Source organism: Bacillus sp. L_1B0_5, assembly GCF_000836715.1.
Lineage (GTDB): Bacteria > Bacillota > Bacilli > Bacillales > Bacillaceae_G > Bacillus_A > Bacillus_A thuringiensis_S.
Window position 1 is genome coordinate 12,741 of the sequence record NZ_JXIS01000009.1, and the last position, 16,660, is coordinate 29,400.

Genomic DNA, 16,660 nt, shown 5'->3' on the forward strand with positions numbered 1-16,660 from the left:
AGAGCAATTTGCTCTCTTATTTTTTGTCTTCCATCGCTTCTTCTAATGTTAAGTGATGTTTATATAGGTATGTAGCGTATGGATTACCAACGTAGCGTAAGTGCCATGGTTCATATGCATATTCTGTTGTATCTGTTTTATCTTCTAAGTAACGGATGACAAAGCCGAATTCATGAGCGTGTTCCGCGACCCATTTTCCTTCTGCTGTCTCTCCAAAGATAGGCTCTAATTGAAATTTAGCTGTTTTTGAACTAATATCCATTGCTAAACCTGTTTGGTGTTCACTTGTACCAGGAATTGCGCTTACTGAATTAGCCTCAGCTTTTCCTTGACGTCTAACGTATGTATCATGCAACGATTTTTGGCGTTTGTATGAACGATAACCAGATACAGCTGTAAGATCAAGCCCTTCTTTTTTCGCAGCTTTGAACATGTTTTCAAGTGCCTCTGCAGCATCTTTGCGTAGTAATGTTTTTTCTTTATCTTTTGGACTAGTAAATGGTACGTTTGGTCTTGTTAAGTCTTCAGGAGTGTATCCATCTGGCAGTTTTCGATGTTTATTAATTAAGACAAGATTCGATTTTGGATTTGTTACAACTGAAAAGTCATTGTCTATTTTCTTTGCATTATGATCAGCTTTTGGAAAATCAGGGATTTCTTCTTTTGGGTGGTTAGTATGTTTTTGACTTTCGACAGCTTTCGCTTCATTATGTAGTGGTGATTTAGAACCAAAGTAAGTGAAAGATGTGATACCGATTACAATAGTAGTGGCAGAAATAATTATTATCTTTTTCATAATGCCTTGTAATCACAGTCCCTTCTTAATAAAATGTGTATCGTTTTTTATTATAAATCTAGTTTGTTGGAAAAGGAATATAAGAGTCATAAAGTAATAGAAATGCAAAGAAAATGTCAGAAAATGTGTAAATTTGTAGTATTTTTTTATATAATTCATTTCTTATCTTTCATGAATTGCATTTTTTATGTAATATATATACATAAGAAGATGTAGCGATTATCGAGAATAAAGAACTTCTTGTATAGACTAGGAGTGAATGGGAATGGATTTTGCAACAATTATTGGACTTGTTTTAGGGTTTTTAGCAGTGGTAGTAGGGATGGTCGTCAAGGGCGCTGACGTAACAGCCTTATTAAATCCTGCCGCAGCATTAATTATTTTTATCGGTACATTTGCTGCAGTATGTATTGCATTTCCGATGAATCAACTAAAAAGGGTTCCAAAACTATTTAAAGTTCTTTTTGGTTCAAATAAAAAGGATTTAAGTTATGAACAGTTGCTAGAATTATTTGTTCATTGGACATCTGAAAGTAGAAAATACGGTATTTTGTCTTTAGAGCAACAATTAGACAAAATTCAAGATGAATTTCTTTTGCGCGGTATGAAATTTGTGATTGATGGCGTATCCGCAGAAGATTTAGAGCAGATTTTGGAATCTGAATTAGAGGCAATTGAAGAAAGACATGCAAAAGGAGCTGCTATTTTTTCACAAGCTGGTACGTATGCACCGACATTAGGAGTTTTAGGTGCTGTTATCGGTCTTGTAGCTGCGCTTGGTAACTTAACTGATATTGAAAAGTTAGGTCATGCTATTTCGGGTGCGTTTATTGCAACGATTTTTGGTATTTTTTCAGGTTATGTATTATGGCATCCATTTGCAAATAAGTTAAAGCAAAAATCTTCAGCTGAAATTGAGAAAAAACGTTTAATCATTGATTGTTTATTAATGTTACAAGAAGGTACATATCCGTTTATTATGAAGAACCGCATTTTAGGTGCACTTTCTGCAACTGAGCGTAAAAAGCTAGAAAAAGGAGCAGAAAAAAATGCGGAGTAAGAAAAATAGAAGAGGCAAAAAGAAAAAACATGATGAGCATATCGATGAAACGTGGTTAATTCCATATTCTGATATGTTAACGTTGTTATTTGCATTGTTTATCGTTTTATTCGCAATGAGTAGTATAGATGCTGCGAAGTTTAAACAGATGGCAGTTGCTTTTCGAAGTGAATTAGCTGGGGGAACAGGTAACAAAGAATTTTTAAGTGATCAAAAGCCAAATGAGGAAAAAGAATTATCAGCAAGTAGCCTTGAGGCAGAACAAGCAAAGAAACAAGAAGAAGCTAGAGCTAAAGAAAAAAAAGAGATGGATGAATTGAAAGCATTACAAAAAAAGATTGATCAATATATTAATGAAAAACAATTATCCTCTTCTTTTCAAACTAAATTAACTGAAAAGGGATTAATGGTGACAATATTAGAAAATATACTGTTTGATTCGGGGAAAGCAGATGTGAAATTAGAATCTTTAGGGATTGCAAAAGAGATGTCTAGCTTACTTGTTTCAGCGTCACCTCGTGAAATTACAGTATCCGGTCATACGGATAATGTCCCAATTGCCAATGCACAGTTTGCGTCGAATTGGGAATTAAGTACGCAGCGGGCAGTTAATTTTATGCAAGTATTACTACAAAATAAAGAATTACAACCAGAAAAATTTAGTGCGATTGGTTACGGAGAATACCGTTCAATTGCTCCGAACGATACACAAGAAGGAAAGGCAAAGAATAGACGTGTGGAAGTGTTTATCTTACCTTTAACAGAGAAAGCAAAATAAAGAGGATGGCGAATGCCATCCTCTTTATTTTGCATCAAATGATTTTAAATTGTCGCGACGGATTTTATCTTTTTCCGTATCTGATTTTTTGAAATCATAATCATATAAAGCGCCTTCCCAATCGCCATACATTGGATTCGGGAAAATAATGAATTTCTCACCAAATTGTGCTTTTGAATCTTCTACTGTTTGGTTACGATCTTTTACAGATTTTCCATCAAAACCTGTGAAATCAGATAAGTTATCACCGAAGAATAAGACAATATCATGAGTTTGAGAAACGAGTTCACGACGTTTTTCTTTTCCTTTTTCTTTCGGATCTTGTAGTAATATATGTTCTTTCGTTGCTTGAGGAGCACCTACACGCTCAAGATTTTTAATTGTTGCATCTAGTTGATTCGTTTTACGATTTGAGATGTAGTAAATATCTACACCTTTAGACTCTGTATATTTTAAGAAATCAATTGCGCCTGGAAGGGCTTCAGCCTCAGCTTTATTAATCCAATCATCCCATTTGTAAGGATAGCCTTTGCCTGTTTTTACGCTCATTGCTTGATGAGGACTGTTATCTAAAACAGTTTCGTCTAAATCAAGTACGATAGCAGGTTTTTTCTCTGTCCCTTTTGCAAGGACTGCATCAAGCTTTAATTGACCGATATTGTACCCTTGGTAGTAAAGTGCTTTCGTTTCGCCAGCTGTTTGATACCATAAATCAGCCATTAATTGCTGTTCTGTTAATTTTACTTTCTCTTCTTTCGCCACTGTTTTCTCTGGTGTTCCTGAACATGCTACAAGTGATGTAGATAGAACCGCTACAGATAATAAAGTGGTAATGCCCCTCTTCATCTTCATATGTATCCTCCTTGATGTTAGAAAATCATTTTATATTATATATTAAAATATAATATTTTTATATGAACATTTGCATATTGTCTTTTGTATATATAGTAGTATGTCCTATATTAGAAAGATGAGCAAAATAATAATAGTTATTTTGACAAGTTTTATTGTCGTAATGACAATTATAATTGACAAAAAGAGTTTTGTTATTTACAATTTTAACTAAATAGAACAAATGATGGATTAATGACGGTGTTTACATATAAGGGGATGAAGTGTAGTGCTATATTTTGTCTTGAATAAACATAGTCTTTGAAAGAGAATACGAATGATACTAAAGGGGAGGCTTTATACTTTGAGTTTACAAATTCAAAACTTAACGAAACAATTTGGGGAATCAAAAGCAGTTAACGGTTTACAAATTTCGTTACCAAAAGGTGAAGTACTAGGATTACTTGGACGAAATGGTGCAGGGAAAACAACAACAATCAAAATGCTTCTCGGATTATTAACGCCTAATGAAGGTTCGATTACGTGGGATGGAAAAACATTTGGGGGTAGTGGCGTAACAATTGGGTATTTACCAGAAGAAAGAGGTTTATATACAAAAAGTAGAGTAATAGATCAGTTACGATATTTTGGTAGATTAGAAGGAATGTCGAAGAAAGAAGTAGATCAAGCTATTGATCATTGGTTAGAGCGTTTAGCGATACCAGAATATAAATTTAAAACGGCTGGAGAGCTTTCAAAAGGGAATCAGCAAAAAATCCAATTAATTGCTGCTCTTCTTCATAATCCGGAACTTCTCATTTTGGATGAACCATTCAGCGGCCTTGATCCAGTTAATGCCGGGATGTTAGCTAGTATTATTGAAGAACAAGTACAGATCGGAAAGACGATTATTTTATCAAGTCATCGTATGGAACAAGTAGAGGCTTTTTGCCAACATGTATGTATTTTGAAAAAAGGTGAAGCAGTCGTAAAAGGACAGCTAAGTGATATTAAGAAAGAATACGGTTTCCGTAATTTAACGATTGAAGATACAGTAGAGAATGAAAAAGGATTAGAAGCTATACATGTATCGTATGAAAAACAACAAGGCCTTCTTTATGTGAAAGTACAAGACGATGCGGAAGCTCTCAAGATTTTGCAACAGTTGCAAGAGCAAGGTGTTAGCTTACGACAATTCAAAATGTTAGAGCCGACGTTAAATGAAATCTTTGTAGAGAGGGCGAAATAACGATGCGTAAATTTTCTCACGTATTTTCATTTTATTTTAGGGAAGCGTTTTTATCTAAAAAATCATTAATTACGAGTGCGATTTTATTTTTAGTTGTGTTTGGGATTTTTGCATTTAATCATTTTACTTCAGGCGATGATAAAAATAAGGATAAAGATAAAATTGCAGTTGTAGTAGAGAGTTCCACATATAAAGTACAAAAAGATGAGCTAAATAAGCTATTGCCATCAGCAAAAATAACACTTGGTTCAAAGGATGATTTTGATAAACTGCATAAGCAAGTAGAAGAAGGCGATTTAGATGGTCTATTCCATGTGACAGAAAAGGGTGGGGCTCCATCGATTACATATATGTATAATGGATTTCCAAGCCAAGCAACTTCTGCAATTATGGCAGGATATTTAAAGCAACAATATACGATGGTGACGATTGCCAAAAATAATGTTTCACCAGAAATTGCACAGCAATTACAAACAGAAATTCAAGTAAAGCAAGAAGCGATAAAAGATCGTACATCTTCTTTCGGAATTGCCTATTTCTTTACATTTGCTTTATATATGTTTATTGTAGCGTTCGGAAATACAATCGCAATGAATATTGCATCTGAAAAGGCGTCACGTGTAATGGAAGTAATGCTTCCGAAAGTGAAGCCTCTTACGATGATGTATGCGAAAATTTTAGCGGTTGTTTCAACGGCTTTATTGCAACTTGTCATATTGGCGTGTGGTTATCTTATTCCATATTTGTTAGGTTGGGTCGATTTAGAAAGTGCCTCACTATTTGGTATTCCAATTGACTTTACGAAATTAGATGCAAAGGTTATAAGCATGTTTCTTGTTTATTTCATTACGGGATATTTACTTTATGCAATGATGTATGCTGCTGCTGGAGCTGTCGTGTCTAAGACGGAGGATTTACAAGCTGTATCTTTCCCGGTAATGATTTTAATTATGGCTGCATTCTTCATTAGTATTAAATCATTAAGTGATCCGAATAGTACTATCGTTGTTGTAAGTTCTTACGTTCCATTTTTTACACCGATGGTTACCTTCTCACGTATTGTAGCTGGTGAAGCAGGTATGCTAGAAATTACGATAACATTAGCAGTCTTATTGGCGACAATTGCGATATTAAATGCTGTTACAAGCCGCATTTACGTAAATGGTGTAATGAATTACTCCGACAAAGTGAAATTTAAAGATTTAGCGAAATTTATAAAGCGTCAATAATGAGAGAAAAGCATGATTTCCTATTGAAATCATGCTTTTTCTTTATGTATAAATTAAAAATAGTATATAATAATAAGAGTCGTCTTTTAATAGAATGAATAAAAAGGAGGGTGTGCAGATGGGGATTAGTAGTCGTTTTACAGTAGGTGTTCATATGCTGACATTACTTGCGATAGATCGAAACTCTCGCTGTACCTCTGAATGGATTGCCGGTAGTGTGAATACAAATCCAGTTGTGATTCGTCGCATTACAGGAATGTTGAAGAGAGCAGGGCTTGTTGATGTACAAGCTGGTAAAGGTGGTACGACACTTGCTCGAGATTTAGAAGAAATTACATTACTTGATGTATATAAAGCAGTGGAAGTTGTAGAAGAAGGACAGCTATTTTCCTTCCATGAAAATCCCAACATTGAATGTCCAGTAGGAGCTAATATTCAATCAGTATTAGAAATTATTTTAATGCAAGCGCAAGAAGCGATGGAAAACGTGCTTGCAAATGTAACGGTAGATCAATTAGTTACAAATTTAAAGTCTAAAATGAAAGAATAAAAAAGCGAGCTTCCTCATAATGAGGGCTCGCTTTTTTTTATTCAGAAATATTGAAAATTCTATTTTTCAGTATTTAAAATGAATTTACCTACGATAGCTGCGAAGATACCACCAAGAATTGGTGCTACGATGAATACCCATAGTTGAGAAAGTGCTTCTCCACCAACAAATAAAGCTGGTGCGATACTACGAGCTGGGTTAACAGATGTTCCAGTTAACGGAATTCCTAATAAGTGGATTAAAACTAATGTGAAACCAATTACTAGTCCAGCTAAAGAAGAACTTCCTTTTTTACCTGTTACAGCGACGATAACTAAAATAAATACGAAAGTTAAAATGAACTCAACTAAAAATGCTCCAGATAAACCAAGAGTTCCGAAACCATTTTGTCCTAAATTATCTAAAGGTGTTTTAGCAGATTTTAAAATTGTTACTAACGTTGCAGTTCCTAATAAACCACCTAAAATTTGAGCTAATACATAATAACAAAGTTCCATAGCGTTCATTCGTTTGTTGATGAACATAGCTACTGATACTGCTGGGTTAATGTGACATCCAGAAATTGTTCCGATGCTATATGCCATAGCTACAATAGATAAGCCGAAAGCCATAGCGATTCCTAATGTTCCAATTCCTTCGATTCCGCCGCCAGTGACAGCTACTCCAGTTCCGAATAATACAAGTACAAATGTACCAATAAATTCAGCGATTGCTTTTTTTAACATAATTTACCTCCTATTAATGCGCATGAAACGTATTATAACATACGTTTTAGTATAAACAGCCAATGAAATACTATTCTGATAAGGCGAAATAGGGGGACAATAAAAAAGAGTATGGTTCATCTCTATAGAACCATACTCTTTTTTTATGCTGATTTTTTCTGTTTAACGGCTGGAATAGATCGGTTTAAAATACTATTTGCAACCATTCCTAACATAATAATAATCATTCCAAGTAGGGAAAGCCCGCCAGGAAACGAACCATTCAAGAAAACAATTTCTCCAAGTACGGTAAAGACCATCGTTCCAGCTTGTGTTGCTTCAACAGCTCCAAGTAAAGCCAGGTTATCTTTTGCTAAGTCAGTAGCAAAGAAAAATGTCATCGTTGCAATAACGCCGGAACATAATGCTAACAAAAATCCTTGAAGCATTTGGCTAGATGTTGGAATACCCGTAGTAGAAAATCCGTATACACCAAGCAAAATTGTTATAGGAAGACTTCCAATTGCCATTCCTAATACACGTTGGAACGTATCAAGGCGTCCGCCAACAAGCTCCATCATTTTTCGGTTACCGAACGGATATAAGAAAGCGGCTAATACGACAGGTAAAAAACCTGAAATGAACTGAGTCATTGTAATATGGCCTGCGGCAGTTGCTTGCATACAAATTACACCAAGTAAAATAAATAAAGCAACATATAAGCTACGAAGTGGAATTTTTCCACGTACAAGTTTCGTACCTGATTTTGTTTCTATTTTCACAAAAAATAGTGGTGATAGTAGTAAACCAGCTAAAATCGTAACTTGCCAAGTTCCAGCAACGAGCCAAGCTGGAGAAAAGACAGCTGCGAAACTTAATAAAGAATAAAAACCAATACCGGCAACAGAACCCCATCCGATCCACGCCAATGGATGTTTTTTTAACTCTTTCCATAATCCCCTAAAGTTTTTGCGAAATAAAACGATAAGGAATAAAATAGGGAGAGCAAATAAAAAACGGAAGGAAGCTGTCCAAGCCCAGCTTGTTCCAGATACATTCATTGCTCTATTAATAATAAAGGTTGCAGAAAAAAAGGCCGATGATAAAAGACCTAATAAAATTGCGCGCATGAAGTATAGCACTCCTTTCGAAAATAAATAATTATGTATAGTATGATATACTTTAATCGAATAAAAGTAAACTATTTTATACTTTGAGGTGGTTTTATATATGAAAGAAAATGAAGATATGCAAACGAAAGAAGTCATTCAACAAGTTGGACAGTTATTGAGACAAATTCGAAATGAGCAGAAATTAAGTTTAGAAGAATTAGCTCATAAAACAGGAGTTAGTAAATTAACATTAGGAAAGATCGAAAGAGGAGAAACAAATCCGACGCTAGCTGTCATTTGGAAAATAACGAAAGGGTTATCAATTCCTTTATCCAGATTAATGGTTGTCGGAGAACCTGTAGCCGTTGCGCGCTGTGGAGAAGGATTTGCAGTAGATGTAGGACAAGCATGGCATTTAGAAACGATGTTCCGTTATACGAAAGAAACAGGGATGGAAATGCATCGTGCTTGTTTACGATCAAATAGTATATATGAACCAGAAGCTCATCATGAAGGTGCGATTGAGCTTGTAACGGTAATGAAAGGGAAAGTGTCTATTCAAGTGGAGAATGATGTATATGAATTAAATGAGTTTGATTCCATTCAATTTGAAGCGAATAAGAAGCATATTTATAAAAATGAAGAAGAAGAAGTGGCGGTATTACATTTAACGATGAAATATTCTTCATGAAAAAATCCCCTATAGAAAAATCTATAGGGGATTTTGTATACACTATGCTCAAATATATGAAAGAATGTTATTAGTAAGAGCGTGGCATAAGTAATAAACAAATAAAATAAACTAAAAACCCCGTCCCAAAACATAAAACTGCAATGACCCAAAGTATGCGAATGAGAGTAGAGCTAATATCAAAATATTCTCCTAAACCACCGCATATACCAAATAGCATTTTATCAGTTTCGGATTTACATAATCTTTTTGACATCTTCCAATACACTCCTTTTTATAGCAAACTCTATACTTCTATTCTATATGGAAATCTATGAGGAGACTATGAGGTTGTATGACATTTTTTTAGGGAACAGTCATATTAATTGTCTTAATTTTCAGTTGATATTAAAATTATAGTAAGAGGTAACTTTTAATAAAGGGTGGGGAAATAGAGATGACGGTATATTGGTTGACTAATGTAACGCTTGAATAGGGGTATACATATGAAGAGGGGAGAATTTCACAAACAGAAACAGAATTATGCAGTTTACTTATTGAAGATGGTCGAATTAAAAAAATTATAAAAGGGATTGTTCAAGAGGAAGATATAGTAACTTTTGATGCTAAGCACTTATTAATGTTGCCATCTTTCAAAGAGATGCACATTCACATTGATAAAACATATTATAGTGGCCCATGGAAAGCTTGTATGCCAGCAGAAAGTATTTTTACACGTTTTAATGAAGAAGAAAAAATTTTACCAAAGCAATTAGCAACTGCCCAAAATAGAGCGGAAAATATGCTAGAGTTACTACTGCAAAATGGTGCAACGAATATTAGAACGCATTGTAATGTTGATCCAATTATTGGGCTTGGTAATTTGGAGGCGACGTTAGCGGCATTAGAAACATATAAAAATCGAGTGTCTAGTAGAATTGTTGCGTTTCCGCAACATGGATTATTACGCAGTAATTCTGTGCAACTCGTGAAAGATGCGATGCGTATGGGTGCGCATCTAGTCGGAGGAGTGGATCCAGCTACAGTGGATAATGACATTGAAAAATCATTACATACAATTATGGATATCGCAGTCGAATTTAATGCGGATGTTGATATTCATTTGCACGATGCGAATAATCTTGGAACGTTTACGATGAAGAGATTGGCAAGTTTAACAGAAGAAGCAGGATGGCAAGGCCGTGTAACTATTAGTCATGCACTTGGACTTGGTGGTGTTACTGAGAAAGAGGCTGAAGAAGTGGCAGAAACACTCGCAAATGTAAATATTGATATTACTTCTACGGTGCCAATTGGTAAACAAGTAATCCCAATTCCGTTATTAGATAAAAAAGGTGTTAAGGTTTCATTAGGAAATGATAGTATTACAGATCATTGGTCACCGTTTGGAACAGGTGATATGCTTCAAAAGGCGAATCGATTAGCAGAGCGTTTTGGGTGGAGTGACGAAAGGTCTTTAGGAAAAGCACTTCGCTTTATTACAGGAGGAAAAGAAACGTTAAATAATGAAGGGAAGCGAGTATGGCCGAATGTAGGGGATGAAGCGAGTTTTGTTTTGACAAATGCGACATGCGCTGCTGAAGCAGTAGCGCGTCAAACAGAAAAACGTTTAGTCGTGTATAAAGGAAATATTGTTATTGGAAGTTTAAATGAGGTGGAATTAAATAATCTTGTGTAGAAGAATCGTTTAAATATTTTGAGGAGGGTTCTAATGGTAAGTCTAGAACTCTTCTTTTTTATTCTTACAATATATTTTTTATAGGAAAGCTAGAAGGGATGAAAATTTTGGACAATCAACATAACCAAAATCATATTATGGGAACTTTGCAATGGTTTATATTTTTATTAGCAAATTCAATCGCATTACCAATTGTCGTTGGCGGATTATTTCATCTTACGACGGAAGAAATATTTTATTTAATGCAGCGTACGTTTTTTGTAGTTGGTATATCTTCTTTTTTACAAGGATGGCTTGGGCATAGACTGCCAATTGCGGATGGGCCGGCTGGATCTTGGGTTGGTGTATTTACCGTACTTGCTTATGCAACGGCCGGACAGGATCAATTACATAGTACACTGCAAATTTTAGAATTAGGAATGATAATCTCCGGTGTTATTTTAATAGGATTAGGAGTAACTGGTTTTATAGGGCGTATTTTATTTTTATTTACGCCGCTTGTGACAGGGACGTTTTTACTTTTATTATGTTTACAATTAAGTGGTGTGTTTTTAAAAGGAATGCTAGGAATTACAGCTACTATTTCTCAAATCGACGGATTTACAGCAATAATCGCGTTTAGTATATTTCTGTTCGTTATTATACTATCTAATTTTGGAAAAGGCTTTGTCAAAAGTTATGCAGTTTTAATAGGATTAATTAGTGGATGGATTATTTTTCTCATTGCAGGGAAAGTGACAATCCCATCTCAAGTAACTCATTTTGTGCAACTTCCACATATATTTGCTTGGGGACTTCCAAAATGGAATACAGGTATGGCAGTATCCAGTTTCGTTATGGTATGTATTTTAGTTTCGAATACGGTGGCAGCTATTATAGCAATTAATCAAGCAACTATTCATAAAGCGACTATTGAACAAAAACAGTTGAAGGATGGGACGTGGGTTGGGGGGATTTCACATATCATCTCTTCCGTATTTTCAACTGTAGGTGTCGTTCCGTTACCAGCAACGGCAGGATTTATACGTTTAACAAAACAAAAGTATATACGATCGTTCTTAATGGCATGTGCGTTACTAGTCGTAATGTCTCTTTTTCCAAGTATTATTCGTTACTTAGCATCTTTACCATCTGCTGTCGCATCGGCTGTTTTAATGGCTTCGTTCGTACAGTTAATTGGAATTGGATTTAATAATATAAAACAAGTGCCGATGAGTGAAAGGAATGTAACGATTTTAGGCGTTGCAGTATTATTTGGCAGCGGCGTTATGTTTTTACCGTCTGGAGCACTCCAATCCTTGCCGTCTGTTATGCAATATATATTCGGTAATGGTTTATTTGTAGGTACAGTTGTAAGTATATTGCTAGAACAAATATGGCGCGCTGGAAAGTAAGTGGATAAAAAGAGTGTACGCACTGTATAAAAGTCTAAAATAACATAGGAAATAAAGCCCATTTTCATTCACCACCTGCACATTTCGTTCATACAATATCTTGACTAAATAAACACCCAACTTACACATACACAGCTCTGGCTTAAGCAAGGAGGGTTATACCAGTTGAAGGAAAAAGCGTATCAATCTAAACCTTTACTCACAAAGAGAGAAAGAGAAGTATTTGAATTACTGGTTCAAGATAAAACAACGAAGGAAATTGCAGGTGAACTTTTTATAAGTGAAAAGACAGTTCGCAACCACATCTCAAACGCAATGCAAAAGCTAGGGGTTAAAGGACGTTCACAAGCAGTTGTGGAGCTTCTTCGTATGGGAGAGCTCGAACTATAAGAAAGCAGCCGACTTTTATACAAAGAGTCGGCTATTTTTCTGTTTGCTTCACTTGCTATATGAATGATAAGAACACTCCATACATAAATAGGTAATAAGGAGGGGATATGTTGAAAAGGATACTGTTAGTTTCAACAAGTGCTCATGATATGAATGGACACCCGACTGGTTTGTGGCTTGAAGAGCTCGCAGCTCCTTATCATTTATTTAAAAAGTCTAAGTTTGATGTTGATATTGTGTCAATAAAAGGTGGGAGAGTACCTATAGATAGAGTGTCTATTCCGAATGGTATACCTCGCGAATTCAAGCACGTAGCTTCTTTATTGCAAAATACGAGGCCGATTTCGAATGTTCATTTTTCGGATTATGATGCGGTTTTATTTGGTGGTGGGCACGGGGCGATTGTAGATTTTCCAGGTAATCCATATGTAGCAAATTTAATTGAGAATATGTATAACAATAACCGGATTGTAGCGGCTGTTTGTCACGGAGTAAGCTCCTTAGTCGGTGTGAAAAATAAGGATGGCTCGTTTTTTGTTGCCGGTAAGCGTATAACAGGTTATACAAACGATGAAGAAAAAGCTGTGCATTTAGAAAAGCGCGTTCCGTTTTTGTTAGAAAGTAAGTTGAAAGAAGAAGGAGCTTTGTTTTATGTAGCTCCCAATTTTACGCCGCATGTGGTAGTAGATGGGCATTTAATTACAGGACAAAATCCACAGTCTAGCGTGGAAATAGGTAAGGCTATAAAAAGGGCTGTAAATAAATTATAGAAAAAGTACCCGCTACTAACAAAGGTAGTGGGTATTTTTATCCCGCTATTTGCCGAGCAGCCCGTAAAAGCCCAATTGGTGAGGGTTGATTAAAGTTTCACTTTATCCTAAAATTCCCCCCCTCAAAATTGGTTTGTAACCGTCCAGTTGGTGATAATGGATTATAGTTTTTTATGTATAGTATATGAAAATGTAATAAACTAAAAAGGCGTAATAAGTATAATAACTTCATTTATAATCATTCGTGAATTTGCTATACTATTTTGTATGGACAAAAGGGGAGGCTCTTTTAAATGAGAAAAGTCGCATGTGCAAATACTTATATTAATAAAATAAAGCCCGTTATTAGAAAGACGAGTTTTAGCCAATTGAAAATAGATGAAATTGCGAAATATATGGATATTAGTAAAGCTACTTTATATAAACGTTTTTCTTCGAAAGATGAAATTATTGAGGCGGTAGTAGAGGATTTCATGAATTATCTACTCGAAGGTGATGTGGATAATCAAGATGAAAGCATGTCTTTTGCAGAACGTTTCCAAAAGACGTTTATCCACTCTTTAAAATGTGTGACATATATTTCGGATGTTTTTTTGCAAGATTTGAAAGAAGCATATCCGCATTTGTCAGATCAATTAGTCGCTGCACAACAAAATCGTAATCATAATTTGCAAATGTTTTTTGAAGCGGGTATGGAACAAGGTTATTTTAATAAAATGAATGCACAATTATTTATGGTACAAGATGATGTGATGTTACGACGTATTATAGATCATTCTTTTTGTATTCAGTACGATATTACTTTAAAGAAAGCGATACTTGATTTTTATCAATTAAAGAAGTATCAACTTTTTAAACCAGAGTATATAGAAGCAATTGATGATTCTGAAATTGAAAAAGAAGTTATTGCTATTTTGCAAATGATTTCGTAAAAAAGCAGATCTCCCTTAATAGAGGGAAATCTGCTTTTTTTAGTACATATTATTTTTGCAACTGTTTTAATACTAATTCCGCTACTGGACCACCTGAAGCTGGGTTTTGACCAGTGATAATACGATTATCTTCTAGAGCAAAAGCTTCCCAAGGCTGTGCAGCTTTTTCGTAAAGTCCTCCATTTTTAATGAGTTCATCTTCTGTTAAAAATGGAACGAATTGATCTAATTCAGCTAATTTTTCTTCTTCATTTGAAAAGCCTGTTACCTTCTTACCGCTAATTAAACGATCCCCATTACTTAATGTAATATGAAATAAACCAGCAGCTCCATGACAAACGGAAGAAACAATACCGCCGTTTTCATAAATATTGCGGCTAATATTTTGAAGTTCTTTATTTTCTGGGAAGTCCCAAATAACCCCGTGACCACCTGCGTAATAAATAACAGCGTAGTCTTCTGGATTCACTTCACTTGGTTTCATTGTAGAACCGAGGCGATTCATAAACTCTTTCTTTTGGTACCATTCCCAATCGATGCTCTCCGCCATTGCTAAACTATGTGGATCAATTGGTGTATAACCGCCTTGTGGACTGACGTAATCAACTTCGTAACCCGCTTCTTCTACTTTTTTTACGAAATGTACAGCTTCACCGAGCCAAAGTCCGGTAGCCCTATTTAAATTTGGATATTTTTCTACGCTTGTTAATATAACTAACATTTTTTTCTTCATCATAATCCTCCTATAATGTCTCTTCTATATAAAAGTTCTGTATTCGTTTCATTTTATTAAGTTAAAAAATGCAAATTTGAATAATCATGCCAGTCCTCCTTATATCAGCTTCGAAATTAGTGTATAATAACTTTTGAACAAAGTAAACTAAAAAGACTAAATTAGTTTACTTTGTATGTTTTTCGTTGACAAACTGTAATGCTGAAACTATGATAGTTCCATGAATATCGAACAACATACGTGTTTCGTTTCGAATTCAATTTATCGCACGATAAATTAGCACCATTTATACATTTAATGAAGTTGTTTAGTGGTGATACAACATTTAAATAACTTCATTTTTTTATCAATAGTTTGACAGTTTTAAAATTGTAATCAGGAGAGTGTTACACATGGGGAAAGATATAAGTAACCATTCGAAATGGTTTGTTTTTACATTATGTTTTATTGTTTTGTTAGGACCGATGAACGCTGTGTTATTTAATGTAGCGCTAGAGGATATTGCTAATGATTTATCAATTAGTCAATCGAAAGTAAGTTGGGTTGTAGTAGGGTATTCTTTAGTCGTCGGTATTGGTTCGATGATATATGGAAAACTGGCTGATCGTTACAGTGTAAAAAGGCTATTAATTATTTCTATTATCATATTTGTAGCTGGTTCTATTGTTGGGTTTGTGAATCAATCTTATGAGATTATCATTTTCGCAAGGCTAGTGCAGGCGAGCGGAGGAGCAGCGTTTATTGCGCTTAGTATGATTGCGGTGGCTAAATTAGTTGCTCCAGCTAAAAAACCGGGTGCGTTAGCAATGATTAGTTCTTCTATTGCATTAGCGGTTGGTATTGGACCTTTAGTTGGTGGGGCAATTACAAATACGTTAGGGTGGCCGTATTTATTTTTATTTATGGTTATTTCAATGGTTGGTATTTTCTTGCTCGTAAAATTTATGCCAGAAGAGGTGCAACATACCGATGAAGTGTTCCACTTTGATTTCATTGGAGCATTTTTATTATTTGTATTGATTACGACCGTTTTATTAGGAGTGAATATTAATAGTTGGCTTTTTGTGTTATCTGTTGCTTTCCTATTTTTATTCAAGGCTCATATGAAGAGAGCAGAGTCGCCGTTTATTGATATTGAGTTGTTTACAAATAAACCATTACTGCGTTTAATAGCGGTCGGACTTATCATTAATGTGGCGTTATGTGCTAGTTTATTATTATTACCATTACTGTTAGGAAGAGGGCACGGAGTGTCTCCGTTCGTTATTGGAATTGTATTGTTTGTTGCATCTCTCTTTGGTATTGTATCTAGTTTTATTACCGGAAAGATTATTCCTGCGTTTGGGAATGTGAGGATGATGTATGTAGCGTCTGTAGTTATGATCATTGGCTTTTTGATTTTAGGGATTATTCCAGACGGGAACTTACTCTTTATTTTATTTGCGGTTATTTTAACATTTATGAGTTATTCGGCAATTCAAGTATCATTAAACACATTTATTCCGAAAACATTAAATCCAGCTAAAGTTGGAGTCGGCCTTGGTTTATATAATTTAATTAACTTTTTCGGTATGGCATTCGGGCCAGCTGTAGCGAGCAAAATTATGGAATCTACAAATAGTTATCGATTGAATTTTATTTTGATCGTCATTTTAATTTCTGTTCATTTCGTCTTATTAATGGGAATGTCTTCTTTTCAAAAAAAGATGGAGCAATGAATATGCACTTTATATAGAAGAAACCGACTTTCTTATAGAAGGTCG

The 16,660-nt window shown here is 35.0% G+C and carries 17 protein-coding genes and 1 pseudogene; 12 read left to right on the forward strand and 6 right to left on the reverse strand.

The genetic code is table 11. From position 1 onward, the window contains the following. Window positions 1–16 precede the first annotated feature (16 nt). The gene (locus RT27_RS03070) at window positions 17–796 is read right to left on the reverse strand and encodes a M15 family metallopeptidase (protein ID WP_043935303.1); all 780 of its coding nucleotides are present in this window, start codon (window positions 794–796) and stop codon (window positions 17–19) included. A gap of 265 nt (window positions 797–1,061) precedes the next feature. Between RT27_RS03070 and motA the strand changes: the two genes are divergently transcribed. Further along, window positions 1,062–1,856 carry a flagellar motor stator protein MotA gene (gene motA / locus RT27_RS03075; RefSeq protein ID WP_000344862.1) on the forward strand — a complete coding sequence of 265 codons (795 nt, stop codon included), beginning with the start codon at window positions 1,062–1,064 and terminating at the stop codon, window positions 1,854–1,856. Further along, a complete protein-coding gene (motB, locus tag RT27_RS03080; RefSeq protein ID WP_016080148.1) occupies window positions 1,846–2,634 on the forward strand; it encodes a flagellar motor protein MotB in 789 nt (262 codons plus the stop codon). The genes motA and motB overlap by 11 nt, the downstream gene beginning before the upstream one ends. A 24-nt stretch (window positions 2,635–2,658) precedes the next feature. On the opposite strand, the gene RT27_RS03085 is transcribed toward motB, so the two are convergent. Then, a complete protein-coding gene (locus RT27_RS03085; protein ID WP_016080149.1) occupies window positions 2,659–3,486 on the reverse strand; it encodes a 5'-nucleotidase, lipoprotein e(P4) family in 828 nt (275 codons plus the stop codon). A 343-nt stretch (window positions 3,487–3,829) separates the two neighbouring features. Here RT27_RS03085 and RT27_RS03090 point away from each other — a divergent pair, with 343 nt between their 5' ends. From RT27_RS03090 to RT27_RS03100, 3 genes are all read left to right on the forward strand, one after another. Further along, entirely contained in the window at window positions 3,830–4,714 is an 885-nt protein-coding gene (locus RT27_RS03090) for an ATP-binding cassette domain-containing protein (RefSeq protein ID WP_043935305.1), read from the forward strand. Window positions 4,715–4,716: 2 nt separating this feature from the next. Then, window positions 4,717–5,943, forward strand: a complete 1,227-nt coding sequence (locus tag RT27_RS03095; protein ID WP_016080151.1) for an ABC transporter permease — start codon at window positions 4,717–4,719, stop codon at window positions 5,941–5,943. 118 nt (window positions 5,944–6,061) lie between these two features. Further along, entirely contained in the window at window positions 6,062–6,493 is a 432-nt protein-coding gene (locus RT27_RS03100) for an Rrf2 family transcriptional regulator (protein ID WP_000512998.1), read from the forward strand. 59 nt (window positions 6,494–6,552) lie between these two features. Here the strand turns inward: RT27_RS03100 and RT27_RS03105 are convergent, their stop codons facing one another. Continuing rightward, window positions 6,553–7,218: an aquaporin gene (locus RT27_RS03105; RefSeq protein WP_000913213.1), complete on the reverse strand. Its 666-nt coding sequence runs from the start codon at window positions 7,216–7,218 to the stop codon at window positions 6,553–6,555. Window positions 7,219–7,361: 143 nt separating this feature from the next. Next, entirely contained in the window at window positions 7,362–8,327 is a 966-nt protein-coding gene (locus RT27_RS03110) for a multidrug resistance efflux transporter family protein (RefSeq protein ID WP_001201639.1), read from the reverse strand. Window positions 8,328–8,427: 100 nt separating this feature from the next. Here RT27_RS03110 and RT27_RS03115 point away from each other — a divergent pair, with 100 nt between their 5' ends. Continuing rightward, on the forward strand, window positions 8,428–9,000 hold the full coding sequence (locus tag RT27_RS03115; RefSeq protein WP_016080152.1) for an XRE family transcriptional regulator: 573 nt from the start codon (window positions 8,428–8,430) through the stop codon (window positions 8,998–9,000). A 70-nt stretch (window positions 9,001–9,070) separates the two neighbouring features. Here the strand turns inward: RT27_RS03115 and RT27_RS03120 are convergent, their stop codons facing one another. After that, complete coding sequence (locus tag RT27_RS03120) at window positions 9,071–9,256, reverse strand: PspC domain-containing protein (protein ID WP_000044337.1); 186 nt, start codon at window positions 9,254–9,256, stop codon at window positions 9,071–9,073. A 180-nt stretch (window positions 9,257–9,436) separates the two neighbouring features. On the opposite strand from RT27_RS03120, the pseudogene RT27_RS03125 reads away from it, so the two are divergent. The 5 genes and pseudogenes from RT27_RS03125 (at window position 9,437) to RT27_RS03145 (ending at window position 14,164) form a co-directional block, all read left to right on the forward strand. Continuing rightward, window positions 9,437–10,678, forward strand: a pseudogene (locus RT27_RS03125) (amidohydrolase family protein). 98 nt (window positions 10,679–10,776) lie between these two features. Beyond that, a complete protein-coding gene (locus RT27_RS03130; RefSeq protein ID WP_043935308.1) occupies window positions 10,777–12,072 on the forward strand; it encodes a purine/pyrimidine permease in 1,296 nt (431 codons plus the stop codon). Between the two features lie 165 nt (window positions 12,073–12,237). Continuing rightward, window positions 12,238–12,462: a spore germination transcription factor GerE gene (gene gerE / locus RT27_RS03135; RefSeq protein ID WP_000659484.1), complete on the forward strand. Its 225-nt coding sequence runs from the start codon at window positions 12,238–12,240 to the stop codon at window positions 12,460–12,462. Between the two features lie 107 nt (window positions 12,463–12,569). Then, entirely contained in the window at window positions 12,570–13,232 is a 663-nt protein-coding gene (locus tag RT27_RS03140) for a type 1 glutamine amidotransferase domain-containing protein (protein WP_043935309.1), read from the forward strand. A gap of 293 nt (window positions 13,233–13,525) precedes the next feature. Beyond that, a complete protein-coding gene (locus RT27_RS03145) occupies window positions 13,526–14,164 on the forward strand; it encodes a TetR/AcrR family transcriptional regulator (RefSeq protein ID WP_001233034.1) in 639 nt (212 codons plus the stop codon). Window positions 14,165–14,213: 49 nt separating this feature from the next. Here RT27_RS03145 and RT27_RS03150 read toward each other — a convergent pair whose 3' ends face one another. Next, on the reverse strand, window positions 14,214–14,897 hold the full coding sequence (locus RT27_RS03150; protein WP_043935310.1) for a type 1 glutamine amidotransferase domain-containing protein: 684 nt from the start codon (window positions 14,895–14,897) through the stop codon (window positions 14,214–14,216). Between the two features lie 392 nt (window positions 14,898–15,289). Here RT27_RS03150 and RT27_RS03155 point away from each other — a divergent pair, with 392 nt between their 5' ends. Further along, window positions 15,290–16,615 carry an MFS transporter gene (locus RT27_RS03155; RefSeq protein WP_043935311.1) on the forward strand — a complete coding sequence of 442 codons (1,326 nt, stop codon included), beginning with the start codon at window positions 15,290–15,292 and terminating at the stop codon, window positions 16,613–16,615. The last annotated feature ends 45 nt before the right edge of the window (window positions 16,616–16,660 follow it).